The 17,281-nt window shown below is 59.2% G+C and carries 17 protein-coding genes and 2 pseudogenes; 7 read left to right on the plus strand and 12 right to left on the minus strand.

Annotated elements, in window-relative coordinates; all coding sequences use genetic code 11:
* Window positions 1–116 precede the first annotated feature (116 nt).
* The 3 genes and pseudogenes from PMI01S_RS28795 to PMI01S_RS28805 form a co-directional block, all read right to left on the minus strand.
* Window positions 117–527 (minus strand): hypothetical protein, encoded by a 411-nt coding sequence (locus PMI01S_RS28795; protein ID WP_084323468.1) that lies wholly within the window; start codon window positions 525–527, stop codon window positions 117–119.
* Window positions 528–571: 44 nt separating this feature from the next.
* A pseudogene (locus PMI01S_RS28800) lies at window positions 572–1,009 on the minus strand (hypothetical protein); the annotation flags it as partial.
* A gap of 278 nt (window positions 1,010–1,287) precedes the next feature.
* On the minus strand, window positions 1,288–2,397 hold the full coding sequence (locus tag PMI01S_RS28805) for a M14 family metallopeptidase (RefSeq protein WP_084323469.1): 1,110 nt from the start codon (window positions 2,395–2,397) through the stop codon (window positions 1,288–1,290).
* A gap of 151 nt (window positions 2,398–2,548) precedes the next feature.
* On the opposite strand from PMI01S_RS28805, the gene ggt reads away from it, so the two are divergent.
* Window positions 2,549–4,381 carry a gamma-glutamyltransferase gene (ggt, locus tag PMI01S_RS28810; RefSeq protein ID WP_084323470.1) on the plus strand — a complete coding sequence of 611 codons (1,833 nt, stop codon included), beginning with the start codon at window positions 2,549–2,551 and terminating at the stop codon, window positions 4,379–4,381.
* 189 nt (window positions 4,382–4,570) lie between these two features.
* The gene (locus PMI01S_RS28815) at window positions 4,571–5,725 is read left to right on the plus strand and encodes a Fic family protein (RefSeq protein WP_084323471.1); all 1,155 of its coding nucleotides are present in this window, start codon (window positions 4,571–4,573) and stop codon (window positions 5,723–5,725) included.
* Window positions 5,726–5,790: 65 nt separating this feature from the next.
* On the opposite strand, the gene PMI01S_RS28820 is transcribed toward PMI01S_RS28815, so the two are convergent.
* The 3 genes from PMI01S_RS28820 to PMI01S_RS28830 are packed head-to-tail and all read right to left on the minus strand — an operon-like array spanning window position 5,791 to window position 7,915.
* The gene (locus PMI01S_RS28820; RefSeq protein ID WP_084323472.1) at window positions 5,791–6,135 is read right to left on the minus strand and encodes a gamma-glutamylcyclotransferase family protein; all 345 of its coding nucleotides are present in this window, start codon (window positions 6,133–6,135) and stop codon (window positions 5,791–5,793) included.
* A 33-nt stretch (window positions 6,136–6,168) separates the two neighbouring features.
* Complete coding sequence (gene ddlA, locus PMI01S_RS28825; RefSeq protein ID WP_084323473.1) at window positions 6,169–7,263, minus strand: D-alanine--D-alanine ligase; 1,095 nt, start codon at window positions 7,261–7,263, stop codon at window positions 6,169–6,171.
* A gap of 10 nt (window positions 7,264–7,273) precedes the next feature.
* On the minus strand, window positions 7,274–7,915 hold the full coding sequence (locus tag PMI01S_RS28830; RefSeq protein WP_084323474.1) for a LysE family translocator: 642 nt from the start codon (window positions 7,913–7,915) through the stop codon (window positions 7,274–7,276).
* Window positions 7,916–8,069: 154 nt separating this feature from the next.
* On the opposite strand from PMI01S_RS28830, the gene PMI01S_RS28835 reads away from it, so the two are divergent.
* Together PMI01S_RS28835 and PMI01S_RS28840 are read left to right on the plus strand one after the other, a co-directional pair.
* Window positions 8,070–8,879 (plus strand): AraC family transcriptional regulator, encoded by an 810-nt coding sequence (locus tag PMI01S_RS28835; RefSeq protein WP_084323500.1) that lies wholly within the window; start codon window positions 8,070–8,072, stop codon window positions 8,877–8,879.
* A 76-nt stretch (window positions 8,880–8,955) separates the two neighbouring features.
* Entirely contained in the window at window positions 8,956–9,324 is a 369-nt protein-coding gene (locus tag PMI01S_RS28840; protein ID WP_084323475.1) for a cupin domain-containing protein, read from the plus strand.
* A 4-nt stretch (window positions 9,325–9,328) separates the two neighbouring features.
* Here PMI01S_RS28840 and PMI01S_RS28845 read toward each other — a convergent pair whose 3' ends face one another.
* The 4 genes and pseudogenes from PMI01S_RS28845 to PMI01S_RS28855 form a co-directional block, all read right to left on the minus strand.
* A complete protein-coding gene (locus PMI01S_RS28845; protein WP_084323476.1) occupies window positions 9,329–9,928 on the minus strand; it encodes a flavin reductase family protein in 600 nt (199 codons plus the stop codon).
* Between the two features lie 155 nt (window positions 9,929–10,083).
* Complete coding sequence (locus tag PMI01S_RS32585; RefSeq protein ID WP_235864484.1) at window positions 10,084–10,692, minus strand: methyl-accepting chemotaxis protein; 609 nt, start codon at window positions 10,690–10,692, stop codon at window positions 10,084–10,086.
* A pseudogene (locus PMI01S_RS32590) lies at window positions 10,672–11,400 on the minus strand (PAS domain-containing protein); the annotation flags it as partial. The pseudogene PMI01S_RS32590 and the gene PMI01S_RS32585, both read right to left, overlap by 21 nt.
* Before the next feature lie 129 nt (window positions 11,401–11,529).
* A complete protein-coding gene (locus tag PMI01S_RS28855) occupies window positions 11,530–12,843 on the minus strand; it encodes an MFS transporter (protein WP_084323502.1) in 1,314 nt (437 codons plus the stop codon).
* 341 nt (window positions 12,844–13,184) lie between these two features.
* Here PMI01S_RS28855 and PMI01S_RS28860 point away from each other — a divergent pair, with 341 nt between their 5' ends.
* Window positions 13,185–14,603: a short-chain fatty acid transporter gene (locus PMI01S_RS28860; RefSeq protein ID WP_008037184.1), complete on the plus strand. Its 1,419-nt coding sequence runs from the start codon at window positions 13,185–13,187 to the stop codon at window positions 14,601–14,603.
* Window positions 14,604–14,639: 36 nt separating this feature from the next.
* On the opposite strand, the gene PMI01S_RS28865 is transcribed toward PMI01S_RS28860, so the two are convergent.
* On the minus strand, window positions 14,640–14,984 hold the full coding sequence (locus tag PMI01S_RS28865) for a HepT-like ribonuclease domain-containing protein (RefSeq protein WP_084323478.1): 345 nt from the start codon (window positions 14,982–14,984) through the stop codon (window positions 14,640–14,642).
* A complete protein-coding gene (locus tag PMI01S_RS28870; RefSeq protein ID WP_084323479.1) occupies window positions 14,981–15,271 on the minus strand; it encodes a nucleotidyltransferase family protein in 291 nt (96 codons plus the stop codon). Before PMI01S_RS28870 ends, PMI01S_RS28865 begins: the two co-directional genes overlap by 4 nt.
* Before the next feature lie 131 nt (window positions 15,272–15,402).
* On the opposite strand from PMI01S_RS28870, the gene PMI01S_RS28875 reads away from it, so the two are divergent.
* Both PMI01S_RS28875 and PMI01S_RS28880 read left to right on the plus strand, forming a co-directional pair.
* Complete coding sequence (locus tag PMI01S_RS28875) at window positions 15,403–16,575, plus strand: hypothetical protein (protein WP_084323480.1); 1,173 nt, start codon at window positions 15,403–15,405, stop codon at window positions 16,573–16,575.
* Between the two features lie 181 nt (window positions 16,576–16,756).
* Window positions 16,757–17,278, plus strand: coding sequence for an SET domain-containing protein (locus PMI01S_RS28880; protein WP_084323481.1), 522 nt, complete (start codon window positions 16,757–16,759; stop codon window positions 17,276–17,278).
* The last annotated feature ends 3 nt before the right edge of the window (window positions 17,279–17,281 follow it).

Genomic DNA, 17,281 nt, shown 5'->3' on the forward strand with positions numbered 1-17,281 from the left:
AGGATCGAGTCAGACCACTAAAACCGGCAACGCCTTCAATCCTGTGGGAGCGTGGCTTGCCCGCGAATTGAGCGCGAAGCGGTCAAAAAATCTTCCTGCCAAATAGATAACTGGTGTCACCAAGTGGATTGATCTTCAAGGCTGGCCCTATGAATGTCTTCCTTCCACTCAATTGCCGCCAAGCGAAAGATTTCTTCGAAAAAAGACCGTGGACAATTCATCTCGTCCCAACCATCGGGGAGAGACGAATACTCTTCAGGATCATGCTCAAGCAATGCTTGGAAGTCATAATTCTTATCCTGAAGACTTTCTCCCAAACACTTATAAAGAAGATACCTGTGGCGATATGATCTCTTCCGAGACAGACAATACTTGAGTATTAACTCTTCGCGATCAGCTGGATCGTTAGGGTCGTATTTCTCGAGCTCCTCCCCAAGCGTCTCTTCACGATCATAAATATCGAAACCCCCCAGAAAATATGAGGGTGTAGGGATGTAAGGCTGTTCAGTGCCAGGGTCAATAAGCATCGCTTTTCCTACTTTATGGGGTACAGCGTGAAAGGCACGCCAGACTCGTCAAATTTCATTTCGAACCCATCACTCTGGACATGAACGCGGTAGAACTTCCCGGCCTTCCCCTCAAACTTTCCCTTACCGTTTTCATCCAGCGTGATCGTCGTCTGTTCACCGCCATCCATCGCGATGACATCAACCTGGATATTGCCCAGCGGAATGTCATAGACCGATTCGAACTTGCTCTCGATCAGCAGAATCCCGTTCTTCGGACACTGCGCGACGGTGGAGAAAAAGTCGTCATCACCACTGCTCACCGACTTGGTGGTGTCGCCGACTTTGATGAACCGCTCCATGCCTATCAGCGAAGGCTTGTCCAACGCCCGGCTGACCCGGTCGGCATTGCGACTCAACAAGTGCCCAAGCTGCAGGCGATACAAGCCCAGCGTGTCCTTGAAGCCGTCGAGTTCCTGCTCGATGCGCGCCACGGGCTCCATCAACGCACCCAACGGCGGGCAATGGCGTAAACAATCGGGTCGATCACAGGCAATCCCTCGCACAGAAAATGGCGCGCGAGACTGTGCGGGGGATAAGGAGAGAAAGAAGTCAGGAAAGTAAGAAGCGGATGTAGGGCAAATCGCTAATTAACGGTTTTGCAGGTGACGGCGTCTAAGGGATAGCTAAAAGCTTCGCCGGCAAGCCGGCTCCTACAGGGGGATATGTCGTGTGCAAAATCATTGGCCCACACAAAACCTGTATCGGCCACCTGCGCCTGTCACAACCGCATCACCGCCAACGCGGACAACCCCCGCTCCCATATCTGCCACGTCCGCAGCCACACCATCGCCTGCCAATCGTTGTCGGCAGGGTAGAACTGCTCCAGCAGATTCAGTTTAATTTCACGCCCTACCGCATCACTCGGATCGCCGTACAGATGCAGCCAATGGTCGTCGCGCAAATGACGATGAACCTCTGCCCCCGGATAAGTCCCGCACTCGATCACGAAGGGCATCAATCGCACCTGCGGCAGTGCGTCGACCAGCGCCTGCGAGGTATAGCCGGTTGCTGTCGCCGCCACGCCGGTTTCGCTCAGCGTGTCGGCGCCGGTCAACAGCGTGTAGAGCCACGGTCCGTAGATCGCCTGCGCATCCGGCAACGCTGGATAAGCGGACTCGGTGATGGTCAGCAACATCGGATGGCCGTATTCCCCGGCGCCGGTGTGCAAATCGAAGCACATTGCGACTTCGGCGTGAGCGACATGTTTTTGAAGGATCCGGTGCAACGTGCGGTTCGACCAGCTCGGCGCCCGCCCGCCGTAAAACAGTCCGTCGGGATGACTGTGCTGGCCGCCCTCGACAATCGACATCACCGCCGGCCAACCGTGTTCCTGGATCTGCTGATCAAGCAGCGCATCGGCGCGATCACGCTCCGGGCCTGTCAGCTCAGTGCAGGCATAGATTTCATGCAGCGCGGCGTAGGCCTGATTGTCCGGCAGCGGATGTTCGAAATTCAGGTGATTGCGATTGAGGTCGATGTTGTCTTCGTTGACCCGACGCAGCCACGCCGTGCCCCAGGGATTGATCAGATGGACAAACACCACGGCGACATCGACCGGCAATGAACGCTTGCCCAATTCCTGCATCCACTTGATCTGACAGCCCGAGCCATAGAAGCCTTCGACCCCGTGAGTGCCACTCAACGCGATCAGCAAGCGCTTGGCGCCCGGATCACCGAGCACCGCCACATCGGTGCTCAGAGGTTCACCGAACGGGCCTTTGAGCGGGTGTGGATACTCGGTCAATGTCGCACCGGCCACATTCGCTGCTGCCAGAAACTGTTCACGCTGAGCGCCATAGCTCGGCTGTGCGGGGAAGTCGGTCTGCATGTCTGCCTCTTGTTGATCTTCTGACGCGTCTGCTGCCCTTGACCCTACAGAAAATCCGTCGACGGATGAAGGACAAAAACGCCTATGGTTTGCGTCACTGACTGTCGGCCGATAAAGTCCACTGACCTTTCCCACGGACGGAGTGCCCCGCGTGTTTACAGCCATTCACTGGAATCGCTATCGCCTGTCAGCCCTTTCGCTGATTGCCAGCACGTTGACTCTTGCAGCGTGCAACGCTCCGCCCGCTTCGACGTTACCCCTCGCACCGGAAACCGCCTCGGGCTATCGCACCGACTTGCAGACCCGGCACGCCTCAAAGCATATGGCCGCAGCGGCGAATCCGCTTGCCGCCGAAGCCGGACGAGCGATGCTGCGTCAGGGGGGTTCGGCGATTGACGCCGCGATCGCAATGCAAGCCGTGCTGACGCTGGTCGAACCGCAATCCTCGGGTATCGGCGGTGGTGCGTTGATCGTGCTCTGGGACGGCGAAACCGTGCGCACCTACGACGGTCGTGAAACCGCGCCGGCCGGCGCCACCGAAAAGCTGTTCCTGCAAGCCGACGGCAAACCGATGCCGTTCACTCAGGCGCAGATTGGCGGTCGCTCCGTGGGCACTCCCGGCGTATTGCGGGCGCTGGAACTGGCCCATCGGAAACATGGGCGCCTGCCATGGGCGCAGCTGTTCGAGCCGGCGATCAGGCTCGCGGAGCAAGGTTTTCCCATCTCGCCGCGCCTGCATCAGTTGATCGCGTCGGACTCGTCCATGCAGCGCTCGCCAGACTTGATGGCGTATTTCCGCAACGCCGATGGCAGCCCGAAAGCCGTCGGCACCCTACTGAAAAACCCGGAGCTGGCCGCCGCGTTCAAACGCATCGCCAAGGAAGGTCCCGATGCGTTGTACAAAGGCCCCATCGCCCAGGAAATCGTCGCCAAGGTTCAGGGCCACGCCAACCCTGGCAGCCTGTCGCTGAACGACCTCAACGGCTACACCGCCAAGGAACGCGCGCCGCTGTGCACCGACTACAAACGCTGGCAGGTCTGCGGCATGCCGCCGCCGTCGTCGGGCGGTATCGCCGTGGCACAGATCCTCGGCACCTTGCAGGCCCTGGAAACCCGCGACCCGCGTTATGCCCTGGCGCCACTGAAGCCGGTCAAAAGCACCCAGCCCGCCGGGACCGAACCAGCCCCTGAAGCCGTGCACCTGATCGCCGAAGCCGAGCGCCTCGCTTACGCCGACCGTGCACAGTACGTCGCCGACAGCGATTTCGTACCGGTCCCTGTCAAAGGTCTGGTGGACCCGACGTATCTGGCCAGCCGCGCCGCCCTGATCGGCGATCGCAGCATGGGCACAGCCAAGCCTGGCACACCACCGGGCATTCAGGTCGCCTATGCGCCGGACCGTTCACCGCTGCGCATTTCCACCTCGCAAGTGGTGGCGGTCGATGACCAGGGCGGTGCGGTGTCGATGACCACCACGGTCGAATCCGCATTCGGCTCGCACCTGATGGTTCAGGGCTTTCTGCTCAACAACCAGATGACCGACTTCTCGTTCATCCCCGAAGAAAACGGACAGAAAGTCGCCAACCGCGTCGAACCCGGCAAACGCCCGCGCTCGTCCATGGCGCCCACCCTGATCTTCGACCGCCAGAGCGGCGAACTCCTCGCCACCCTCGGCTCTCCTGGTGGCTCGCAGATCATTGAATACGTCGCCAAATCCACCGTTGGCCTGCTCGACTGGAACCTCGACCCGCAAACCGCCATCAACCTCCCCAACTTCGGCAGCCGCAACGGCCCGACCGAGCTGGAACAGGGGCAGTTCAGCGCGGAGACGATTCAGGCGTTGAAGGACAAGGGGCACACCGTAAGCGAGATCGACATGACCAGCGGCACTCAGGCGATTGTCCGGGTCAAGGATGCGCAGGGGAAAGCGTCGCTGGCGGGTGGGGCGGATCCGCGGCGGGAGGGGGAAGCGTTGGGGGATTGAGTCGTACGCAGCAAGGATAGGGCTTACCGGGAGGTAGGCCTTTTTTACTTATTCCGTTGCAGTTTTTAACTTCTCGCAGAGAGCGATTAGAGATAATTTTCACACCCCCGTCGAAAATAGCCCTATAAATAAGGGCTATTGAGGCCCTCATTAGAGATAACCTCCTGTAGCCTCAGAGATAAATTTCATATGCCTGAATTTTCCCATCATGAACTTCAGCTCCTGAATCCGACGTTCGACTCACCGTTGGTGGATGTCTTGAGTGAGTTGGAGCACCTACGACGACTGCGCCTGGAAGGCGATACTCCAGCCCCGGTGTTTTTCCAACTCAAGGCAATCTTCCATACGCTAGAAAGCCTAGGGTCAGCACGGATTGAGGGCAACCATACAACGCTTGCCGACTATCTCGACAGCAAAATCGAAGGTAAGGCAACGGACAGTGATCAGCTGCGTGAAATTGCCAACATCGAAAAAGCCATGAGCTATATCGAAGAAATCATGCGGCCTGGTGAACCATTGACAGAACGGACCATTCGCGAAATTCATGCGATGACTGTCGAGGAACTGAAGCGCGAAGGCGACCGAACTCCAGGCGCCTACCGTCAAACACCAGTACGTATCGCGCAGTCAGATCACCTTCCGCCTGAAGCTGTTCAGGTTCAGGGATACATGCAGGAACTGGTTGCGTTTGTGAATAACAACGACCTGCCGAAATACGATCTGATGAAGATCGCCTTGGCTCATCATAGATTCGGTTGGATTCACCCTTTTGGAAACGGCAATGGCCGTGTAGTGAGACTACTCACTTACGCACTCTTGATGAAATACGGGTTCAACGTAAATACAGGCGGTAGAGTGCTGAATCCCACGGCCGTTTTCTGTAACGATCGTGAGCGCTATTACACAATGCTGAGTGTTGCTGACACCGGTACCACAGACGGACTTGAAGCGTGGTGCATCTATGTACTGAAGGGAGTAAAGGATGAGATTGCCAAGGTCGATCGACTCACCGACTATGCCTATCTAAAGCACTCGATTCTCACGCCTGCCGTTACATTCGCTCGTCAGCGTGAATGGATTACCAAAACAGAAGAGGCTGTGCTGAATAAATCAATCACTGACCGCATCGTCAAGTCTGCCGATCTCGCAAGTATGCTACCGGATCTATCAGGGAGCCAACGTACCTATTTGATCAAAAAACTGGTTAGCCAAGGAATGCTCCTCCCGATCAACGAAGGAGCAAGGCAATACACTATCGGGTTCTCAAATAACTACCTGATGCGAGGCGTTATTAAGGGGCTCAGAGAGCAAGGCTTTATCCCTCAACCATTGGAAAACCCTTAAGGCGAATGACGCTGACACACCAGAATAATAAGCGAGGTCTTAATCACAGTCGCCGCATTGCGCATCTACACACTCACATAAACCCACGCCTCAATCCCGGACTCCAGTACCACGCTGACACGCTTGTAATCGGACACTTCATAACTATCCGCAGCGGCCAACTCCTCAACCGTGATCTGAAACACCATCCCCGGAATTCGCGCGCTGTTCTCGTTGCCCGGACGAAGGATCGGATGGTGCGTCTTGCCGCTGGTGGCCAACACCTCGGGATCGGTAATTTCCACCCACGACTGCTCGTACCCCAACATCGCGTCGGCACTGCCGGTCAGCTCACGTCCGAAGTTGGCCAGTTGCACGGCTTTGTCCTGCAAGGTGCCGTAGGAAAACAGATACACCGTTGAATCGCTCATTCCTCAACCCTTGATTGAATAGTCGCACGCACCCTAGCGAGAAATCTTCAGCGCCTGCCGCGCCTGGTGTTTCTCCAGCGCCAGCTCGATCAGGCGGCTGACCAGTTCGCTGTAGGTCATGCCGGTGGCCTGCCACAGTTTGGGGTACATGCTGATGCGGGTGAAACCGGGGAGCGAGTTGATCTCGTTGATCAGCACTTCGCCGCTGTCGGTCAGGAACACATCGACCCGCGCCAGCCCGGAACAGCCCAGCACCTGAAATGCCTCGACGGCCAGGGAACGAATGCGCTCGCTGGCTTCGCTGCTGATATCAGCCGGAACCACCACCTCAGCGGCCTGTGCGTCGATGTACTTGCTGTCGTAGGAATAGAACCCGCTGCGTACCACGATTTCGCCACAACCGCTGGCGATGGCGTCTTCGTTGCCGAGCACTGCGCATTCGATCTCGCGGCCGTTGACGGCGGACTCGACCAGCACTTTCTCATCGAAACCGAGGGCCAGTTCGACAGCTGCCGTGTACTCGGCCTCGTCGTTGACCTTGCTCACGCCCACCGAAGAGCCCTGGTTCGCCGGTTTGACGAAGAGCGGCAGGCCAAGCTTGCCCTGGACCTCGGCGAACCCGGTGCGCGCCGCCGTGGCGCGAGTCAGGGTCACGAACGGTGTGACCGCCAGCTCGGCATCGCGCAACAGGCGTTTGCTGATGTCCTTGTCCATGCACACCGCCGATCCCAGCACATCGGAGCCGACAAACGGCAGATCGGCCATGCGCAGCAACCCTTGCAGGCAACCGTCTTCACCCAGGGTGCCGTGGACGATCGGGAAGATCACGTCGACGTGTCCCAGCAGTTCCTGGCTTGAGGTTTCCACCAGTTGCTGACTGGCCTTGCCCGGCACCACGGCGAGTTCGCGGTTGGACTGGTTGAGGGCGATCAGTGCCGGATTTTCCTGGTTGAGCAGGAAGTTCGACGGATCGTTGAGGTGCCAATGACCCTGTTTGTCGATGCCGATCAGTACCGGTTCGAAGCGCGACCGATCCAGCGCGTCGACGATGTTTTTCGCCGATTGCAGCGACACCTCGTGTTCAGCCGAACGGCCGCCAAAAATAATGCCTACCCGCAGTTTGCTCATTCAGAATTCCTCAACGATTGGCCACCAGATGCGCACCGAACAACAAGTAGCAACTGCCAGCAAAGCGATCCAGCCATTTACGTGAACGGTCGTAAGCCCCCGCCATCCGACGACTGGAAAACAGCAGCGCAACGCCGCTGTACCAACTGAAGGACAAGGTCGCCATGGTCAGCACGGCCAGCGCCAGTAACATCGGCGGCACAGACGCGGGCATGGCCGTCGCGAAGATGGTCGCGACGAACAAGGCGGATTTGGGGTTGGTCATGTTGCCCAGAAAGCCCTGGCCATACACCGACAGTAACGTGCGCCCCGCTCCGTCAATCGAGCCGGACTTGCCCGCAACAACGGGCGGTTTACGCCGGAACTGCTTCAAGCCCAGATAGATCAGGTAACAGCCACCGGCAATCTTGAAGCTCAGGTAAAGCGTCGGCGCTGCACTAAACAGCGACTTGATACCCAACGCGCCCGCCAGCCCCCACAGCACGGTGCCAGTGGCCACGCCCAGTGCCGCCACCACACCGTGACGCTTGGATTGACTGGCGGCCAGTTGCGCGATGTTGAAGAAGTTCGGCCCCGGTGTCACCACCGCAACCGTCCACAACAGTGCCAGCGACAACAGCGGTGCGGCATAGCCCAGGTGAGAAAATTCCATGATGTGGATCGCCTTCTTGGCTGCAGAGGATGTGCCACACAGTGCAACATTTGCCTTCGATTTTCTACTCGCGCGCGGCCTTCCATCGGCCAGAAGACAGACGACCGGTCACTGGGGTAACGTGATCGGCATCGAGTTCCAGGCAACGTTCACTATGACCAGGCACCCACCGCGCAATGACTGGTTCCACCGCGCGCCCGATATTGGCGGGCTACAGCGGTTCGAGGCATTTTTTGCCGGCCATGGCTACGACCTGCACCGCCACGACACCTACGCCATCGGTCATACCCTCGCAGGTGTGCAGCGTTTTCAGTACCGCGGCGGCTGGCGCCACAGCCTCCCCGGCGGGACGATGGTGCTGCACCCGGACGAAATCCACGACGGCGAAGCCGGGACCGAGACCGGCTTCCAGTACCGGATGATGTACATCGAACCGGCGCTGATTCAGCAGATGCTCGGCGGTCAACCGCTGCCCTTCATCAAGAACGGCTTGTCGACCGATCCACGCCTGTTCGCGGCCACCGAAGTCCTGTTGCGCAGCCTCGACTGCCCCCTCGAACCGCTGGAAGAGCAGGACGCGCTGTTCGATCTGGCGCAAGCCTTGAACAGCGCTGGCGGCGTCACTGCCAGGTCTGCAAGCTTCGACTACAGGGCTGCGGAGCGCGCGCGGGAATACATGCATGGTGCACTGGATCGCACCGTGACGCTGGAAGAACTGGCGCACCACAGCGGCCGGGATCGCTGGAGCCTGTCGCGGGATTTTCGCCTGCTGTTCGGCACGAGCCCTTACCGTTACTTGACCATGCGCCGTCTCGACCTGGTTCGTTCGCTGCTGATTCAGGGCCAGTCGCTGGTCAGCGCCGCGCTGATCGCCGGCTTCACCGATCAGAGCCACATGACCCGCCAGTTCAGCAAAACCTACGGTTTGTCCCCAGCACGCTGGATGAAAATGCACCGCCGCTGAGCCACGCACAATCGTACAAGAAGCACGCTGTTGCGCTGGCTATCGTGGTTTCACGATCAACCACGAGAGCTGCTCCATGAAAGCCTACGAAAGCCTGAATTTCGCCGAAAAAATCTCCCGGATCGGCGCGCACTGGACACCGCGGGTCATCGCCGAAATGAACGACTACCAGTTCAAGGTGGTGAAGCTGCTGGGAGATTTCATCTGGCATGACCACCTTGATACCGACGAAGCCTTCATCGTTCTCGAAGGCCAGTTGCGCATCGATTTTCGCGATGGCCACGTGTTGGTGAATGCCGGCGAAATGTACGTGGTGCCCAAGGGGGTCGAGCACAAACCGTTCGCCGGGCAGGAGGTGAAACTCCTGCTGATCGAACCCCGGGGCGTGTTGAACACCGGCAGCAATGGCGGCGAGCGCACGGCTGAAAATGACGTTTGGGTGTGAAGTCTTACGGCTGTAAGGTTTTGCCGTCCACCGGATCGCCGATTGTCAGGAAATGCCCGCCTGCCACGTGGTGCAAGGTACGCAACGCATCGTGCCCCTCGAAGTGCCAGCGACCGTCGCTGAACACGCGCTCGTCCGCCTGAGCGGCGATCACTTCGGCCAGGAACAGATCGTACTGTTGGTGGTTGCCGGGCTCCGGCAGCAGTCGGCATTCCAGCCAGGCCACGCAATCTTCGAGCATCGGCGCATCGATCAGCTCGCCGCTGAAGGTCTGCAAATCATAGGTCTGGAATTTGTCACGGCCCTGGCCCTGAGTCAGCTCCAGGCCGGAAGTCGAGCCAACGGTTTGCACGATATCGGCCTGCGCGGCGCAAGGTACGTTCAGCACGAACGTGCCGGACGCTTCCAGCAGTTGCCGGGTCCAGGTGGACTTGTCCAGCACCACGGCAATTTTCGGCGGCTCGAAATCCAGGGGCATGGCCCAGGCCGCTGCCATGATGTTGCGCTGCCCGTCATGGGCCGCGCTGACCAGCACGGTCGGCCCATGATTGAGCAGACGATAAGCCTTGGACAAGGGAACCGGGCGGCGATGGGAAGCGCTCATGGGCATCTGCTCCTGGGAAAAGAGCCGATTGTAGCTATATCCCGCTACAGGGAGTTCGAACGGACGAAAGATCGCAGCCTGCGGCAGCTCCTACATTGGCATGGCGTACACCCTGTAGGAACTGTCGCAGGCCGCGATCTTTTAGAGGCTAGCCATCAACTCGATAGCTGATTGGCGAACTGCCCGACCGCATTCACCACTTTCTGCGCGCCGTCCTGAATTTCGACAATCACCGTACCCGCCTCTGCCGCCAGCGCCAGGCCTTGTTCGGCCTGAAGTTTACCGTCGGTCATCAGGGATACGGCGTTACGCGCCATGTCCTGGTTCTGGCGCACCACCAACACAATTTCATCGGTGGCCTGACTGGTGCGCGAAGCCAGTTGCCGGACCTCGTCCGCCACCACGGCAAAACCGCGGCCCTGTTCTCCGGCCCGGGCCGCTTCGATGGCCGCGTTGAGCGCCAGCAGGTTGGTCTGTTCGGCAATGCCGCTGATGGTTTTGACGATGGTGCCGATCACCAGCGATTGCTCATTCAGCGCTTCAATGCCATCGCCGGCGGTTTGCATGTGTTTGGCCAGGTCGCGCATCACGTTTACCGCCTGGGTCACCACGGCGGTGCCGCGCTGGGCGCTCTGATCGGTTTGTTGCGAGGTGCCGTAGGCAATGTTGGCCGCTTCGGCGACAGCCTGTTCCTGATTGATCTGATCGGTGATCACCGTGGCGAACTTCACCACTTTGTAGAGCTTGTTGTTGGCATCGACCACCGGGTTGTAGGACGCTTCCAGCCAGACGGTACGCCCGTGGCTGTCGACGCGCTTGAAACGGCCGGCCACGAATTCACCGGCGTTCAGACGACGCCAGAAGTCCTGATACTCGGCGCTGTTGTGCTCCTGCGCTTCGCAGAAGGTGCGGTGATGTTTGCCCTTGATTTGCGCCAGGCTGTAACCCATGCCGTTGAGGAACCGTTCATTGGCTGTGAGCACGTTGCCAGCCAGGTCGAATTCGATCACCGCCGTCGAGCGAACCAGCGCACCGATCAGGTTCTCGTGCTCACGGGAGGCCTCGATGGTGCGAGTCAGGTCGCTGGAGTAAATCGAAAAGTGTTTGATCCGTCCGTCTGCGGAGCGCACCGGCTGCACAATCGAGCGCAACCAGGCTTCCTGGCCATCGCCACGCAACAGGCGCACCGTACCGGCGAAGTGCTCGCCACGGGTCAGCGCAACCTTGAAACGGTGATGGAATTCATCGGACTTCACGTGGGGAGGCACGATGTCTTCGATCGGACGATCGATCAGGTCGTGGCTCTTGTAGAGCATCTCGCTGAGGAAATTCTGATTGACCGACTGAATTCGCCCATCGGGATCAAGGGTCAGGACCAGCATCTCGCTTTCCAGACTTTCCTTCACTTGCTGAAGGCTGGAGAGTTCTTCGCGAAGAGCCGACAACTCTTGCTTCAAGCGTTTGTTGAACATGGGAAAGCACCGATGGGCAGGGATAGAAAGCGGTATACAGCCTAGCCATCGGCCTTGGAGATATTTTCTGAAGAGTGTTTCAGGCTTGTCCTACAAAAATAGTTGTCATGTGCGCCGCGCCACCTTCAATCAAATGGCGCCAGCCGCCGGGCAACTGCCTGTTCTGGGCATGCGCGCACCGAAATACAACGCGCTGCTCACACCCACCGCCCCCATCACGGCGCAGAAGATCACGCAAATCCACGGACTCCACGGCATCAGGCCGATCAGCAACAGCGGCGTGATACTCGCCCACGCGGCGTAGGCAATGTTGTATGTGAAGGAAATCCCCGAGACGCGAATCCGCGCCGGGAACAGGCTGACCATGACGGAAGGCACCGCACCGACCACACCGCAACCGAGGCCCGCAATCGCGTACGCAAGACCGATCCAGCTGCCGCCGCTGATCAGGCTGGTATAGAGCACGCCAATGCCCAACGGCAGCAGCAGGCTATACAACATCACCGTTCGCCAGGCGCCGATACGGTCGACCAGCAAACCGGCGAGCACGCAGCCGATGTTCAGGAACACGATGCCCAACGCACTCAGGGCGAAGGTGTGGCTGGCGGTCATGCCGAAGGTTTTCTGCATCATGGTCGGGGTGATGACTACGAACACCACCACCGCCGATGTCAGCACGCAGGTAAGAATCATCGCCGGCAAAATCGCCAGGCGATGTTCGCGCAAGACCGTGCGCAATGGCAGTTCGACTGCGGCATCGCGCTTGGCCTGCATCGCCATGAACACCGGGGTTTCACTGAGCCAGCGGCGTAGCCAGACACCTATCACGCCAAATACGCCACCCAGCAGGAAGGGGTAACGCCACGCGTAATCGAGGATTTCCGCCGGGGTGAACGCCTGCGCCAGAAAGGTCGCCGTCAGCGCGCCGATCAAATAACCGAAGGTCAGTCCCGCTTGCAGGAAACCGAGCGCGTAACCACGGTGCGCGACCGGTGCGTGCTCGGCGACGAAGACCCAGGCGCTCGGTACTTCACCGCCCACCGCTGCCCCCTGCAGAATCCGCAGGGCCAACAGCAGCAGCGGCGCGAAATAGCCGATCTGGGCGTAGGTCGGCATGATGCCGATCAGCAGGCACGGCAGCGCCATCATCAAAATGCTCAGGCTGAAGACTTTCTTGCGCCCCAGCCGATCGGCGAAATGCGCCATCAGGATCCCGCCCAACGGCCGCGCCAGATAACCGGTCACGAAAATCCCGAAGCTTTGCAGCAGGCGCAGCCATTCGGGCATTTCCGGCGGAAAGAACAGCTGGCTGAGGGTCAGGGCGAAAAACACGAAAATGATGAAATCGTAGATTTCCAGCGCGCCACCGAGGGCCGCGAGGCCAAGGGTCTTGTAGTCCGAACGGCTGAACGGTGCCGGGCGCGAATCGTTGTGAGCAGTCATCAAAAGAACTCTGGCGTAGGCAAAAACCAAGGCGCCCATGGTCTACGCAATCGCGCCAGCGGACAACCCGTTAGACCAAAGTCTCAGCCTGGTAAAACTTCGTCACAAGACGTGACCGATTGATTTACTGTTGGCACCTGTCCAGACGGGCCTCTGGAGCCAATGCCGATCGAAACTGTAGGAGTGAGCTTGCTCGCGATGGTCGATAACGATTACACGTGTTGACTGGCTAAACGCGGCGCTCTTACGTTCATCGCGAGCAAGCTCGCTCCTACATTAACAACGGCATAAGCCTCTGCGGCCTTGAAGACCACAACAAACATAAAAATCGAGGTACTCCCGTGGCTGCTGATATCGAAGATACCCGCTCTGCCCGCTTTGCCCTGCGCTGTTCCAGTTTTGCCGAACGCTGGTTTCCCGATTCCTGGGTGTTCGCCGCGCTGGCGGTGATTATCGTCGCCGTCGCCACCCTGTTTATGGGCGCCAAACCCACCGACGCCGCCATGGCGTTCGGTGACGGGTTCTGGAGCCTGATCCCGTTCACCATGCAGATGGCGTTCGTGGTGATCGGCGGCTATGTGGTCGCCAGCTCGCCCCCCGCCGTAAAGCTGATCGACCGCCTGGCGCGAATTCCGAAGAACGGCCGTTCCGCCGTCGCGTGGGTGGCACTGATTTCCATGGTCGCGTCACTGCTGAACTGGGGCCTGTCGCTGGTATTCGGCGGCTTGCTGGTACGCGCCCTCGCCCGCCGCGTCGATCTGAAAATGGATTACCGCGCGGCCGGCGCCGCCGCCTACCTGGGCCTTGGCGCCGTATGGGCCTTGGGCCTGTCATCGTCAGCGGCGCAATTGCAGGCCAACCCGGCCAGCCTGCCGCCGTCGATTCTGTCGATCACCGGGGTGATTCCTTTCACACAAACGATTTTTCTCTGGCAGTCCGGCGTGATGTTGCTGGCGCTGATCGTGATCTCGCTGATCATTGCCTACGCCACCGCACCCGGCCCGAACTCGGCCCGTGATGCAAAAGCCTGCGGCATCGATCCGAGCTTCAACCTGCCGCCGCTGCAACCGCGCACTCGTCCCGGCGAATGGCTGGAACACAGCCCGCTGCTGACGATTCTGCTGGTACTGCTGGCAGCCGGGTGGCTGTTCCACGAGTTCTCGACCAAACCGGCGATCAGTGCGATTTCCGGGCTGAACACCTACAACTTCCTGTTCATCATGCTCGGCGCCCTGCTGCACTGGCGCCCGCGCAGTTTCCTCGATGCGGTCTCCCGCGCAGTGCCAACCACCACCGGCGTCCTGATCCAGTTCCCGTTGTACGGTTCGATCGCCGCGCTGATGACCACGGTCAAAGGCACCGACGCGCAAACCCTGGCTCACCACATCTCGACCTTTTTCGTACAGATCGCATCCCACGACACCTACGCGCTGCTGATGGGCGTGTACTCGGCGATCCTCGGGTTCTTCATTCCGTCGGGTGGCGGCAAATGGATCATCGAAGCGCCGTACGTGATGCAAGTGGCCACCGACCTGAACTACCACCTGGGCTGGGCCGTGCAGATCTACAACGCCGCCGAAGCCCTGCCGAACCTGATCAACCCGTTCTACATGCTGCCACTGCTGGGCGTGCTGGGGTTGAAGGCGCGGGACTTGATCGGGTTTTCGTTCGTGCAACTGCTGGTGCACACGCCGCTGGTGCTGTTTCTGCTGTGGGCATTGGGCACGACGCTGACGTATACGGCGCCGGTGATGCCGTAAACGGAATTGATTGCACCTGCTGTGAGGCAGGTGCAATCAGCCTTGATCGTTGGGTAACACCTGCAGAAGTTCAGGCAAGGCGGCCTGAACCGTATCCCATACCACTTCCAGATTGATATCGAAGTAGCCGTGAGCAATGCGATTGCGCATACCTCGCATGCTGCGCCATGGCACCTGAGTGTTCTGCGTGGTGTATTCGGTGTAGCGATCCATGATTTTGGTCGCGGCCTCTCCGATAATGATGAGGCTCATGATGACGGCTTGCTGGGTCCGTTTGTCGTCGAAGAACTCTTCTTTACTCAAACCTTCGACAAAGATCAGCGCATCCCCTGCAGCCTGACGCATATGGTCAAGGTAATCGCCGAGACGGTTATCGGTCATACGGGACGAGCCTGCTCAAGCACCTGCTGGCGAAACTTCACTGGAAGATCGCCGGGCGTCAGCAGATCGACACTCACCCCCAACAAATCCTCAAGTTCGACCTGAAGGCCACCAAGATCAAAAAGCGTGGCACCTGGCAGTGCATCTACCAGCAAATCAAGGTCACTCCCCTCTTTATCCGTTCCGAGCAATGCCGAACCGAACACACGGGGATTGGCTGTCCGAAAGCGGCCAACAACCTCACGAACGGCAACTCGTTTTAGGTCAAGCGCAACCGAGGGCTTCATTTTTCACCTTTACCCAGTGCAGTATTGCGCCAGTCTAGCAGTGCTTGAGTGAGGTAAACACTGCGCCGCATGTAAGCCGACCTGTCACCCGCCTCCGCCTCGGAGGCCCACACGCTGAAAAGGATCTGAGCATGTTCAAACTCGCAGCACTCACCCTTGCCGCCCTGACGCTGAGCACCGCCGCCCACGCCGATGCCGATCTGAAGCTGGGCAGCACCGAGCGCGTCACGCGGCTGTTCGCCTACCCCAACAACTGCAACGTGATCTGCTTTCGCAACTGGACGCTGGAGCAAACCGTCGAGCATTACCTGACGCAAAGCGTGCAGCGCGATGGTTACAAAGATGCGAAGGTGCAGGTCAAAACCGATAACGATCAGCTCTATGCCGCCATCACCGGGGTGCCCAGAGGCTATGAAAAGCCGTTGGCGGCGCTGCTCGATGCAGGCGATCTGGCCTACACCGGCGCCAGCAAGCTGAATGCCGACGGCAAATGGGCCTACAGCTGGTATTTGTTCCTGCCGCTGGGCATGGCGCTGGAGAACCGTAGAAGCGTCGAATTGCTGCACTTCCCGCCCGATTACTCGCTGACCCAGGCCCAGGACTACCTGGAGTCCAAGACAACCGATCGTTGGGCCACGCTGCTGACGGTCAACGGGATCGCTGCCGATCAGACGCCGGCTTTCCAGACCATCATCGACATCGCGCCGATTGCCGCGCCATCCAACGCCGGCAAGGATCTGGAAGGCGTTTACGATTACTTCAAGGACTACCAGACCACCATGGTCAAGGAAGTCAGCCAGAACGCCAGCGGTACCGCGCTGCCGATGGTTGCTTTCGGTGCGCCAGTGCGCAACTGGATCAAACAGCAATACGGGCCGACCGTGAACGTGCTGGGCCTGGTCAGCATCAGTCCGAAGGACGGGGTGAAAGTGCCGGTGTTGGGTTCCAACCACCCGAGTTATATCTGGTACGCCGCCGACCCGGACAGCTATACCGGCAAAGATCCCCAGGCCCAGGCCGACGCGGCGGGCCTGAAAGTCATGGGCCAGGACTTGAGTGCCGCGTGCTGGCAGGCCGCCATGGGCCGCGACCCGGACAGCAATCCAGACATTGAACTGAAAAGTTGCACCCAAACCTGGCAGGTGGCCCAGGCAGATAAGACCTGCGAGCTGTTCTACACCTCGATTCGCAACCTGACGCCCGGGCAAGCCGCCGCCAAGTGCGCGACAACACCGATCAAGTCTCAACTCAAACAGCTCAAGGTCCCGGCGCCTGCGACCGCGATACCTGCTCCGCCTTTGTAAAATGCTGAACAGCGTTCCTGCGTGAGCCTTGGCTGACGTGGGAACGCGCGTTTCTCCTCTGTCAGTTATGACAGTAGACCGGTTGTTTCTTTTGCGAGAGTCTTGAGGCGTACCCATGTGCTGCAGGGCTGACAGGATGTCAGCTGACGGAGGTCGCAGCACCCCGCCGACAAGGATTGTTATGAGAGCCCACGCCGATCAAGGAATCCCACCGCCATCCAATGGCATCTACCCATTTCCAGAGTTGCCCCTTCGCCTTGGATTCCCGTCCATAAATGACTTTAAAACCATCCACAACGCTCGAGGGGAGGCCATCGGGGTCGCAGCCCTGCGCGATTTCCCCCGCCTGAGCCGGATGTGTCGTGTTTCCGGTCATCTGCTGCCCTATCGCTGCCGATATACCCGACAACTGGCGCCGGGCATCCATGTTCACGATCCACTTTTCTGCGGCCTGCTTAGCCACGCCTGCGACCCCAATGCCTTTCTCGACATGAGCGAGCTGTGGTTATGGGCGCTGAAAGACATCAATAAGGGCGATCGGCTGATGATTGATCTTGCCGCAACGGAAGACAAACTGCAGCGGCAGTTCGCCTGCCGCTGCAGTTGTCCTGGCTGCCGGGGCTGGATCACCGGCTACGACGAGTTGCCGAATGCCAATGGCCAGCTGTTTTTACAGAACCGCCGCCGACGGCGCCCGGGCTGAGGG

Origin of the sequence: Pseudomonas migulae NBRC 103157 (assembly GCF_002091715.1) — a bacterium.
In the GTDB taxonomy this organism is placed as follows: domain Bacteria; phylum Pseudomonadota; class Gammaproteobacteria; order Pseudomonadales; family Pseudomonadaceae; genus Aquipseudomonas; species Aquipseudomonas migulae_A.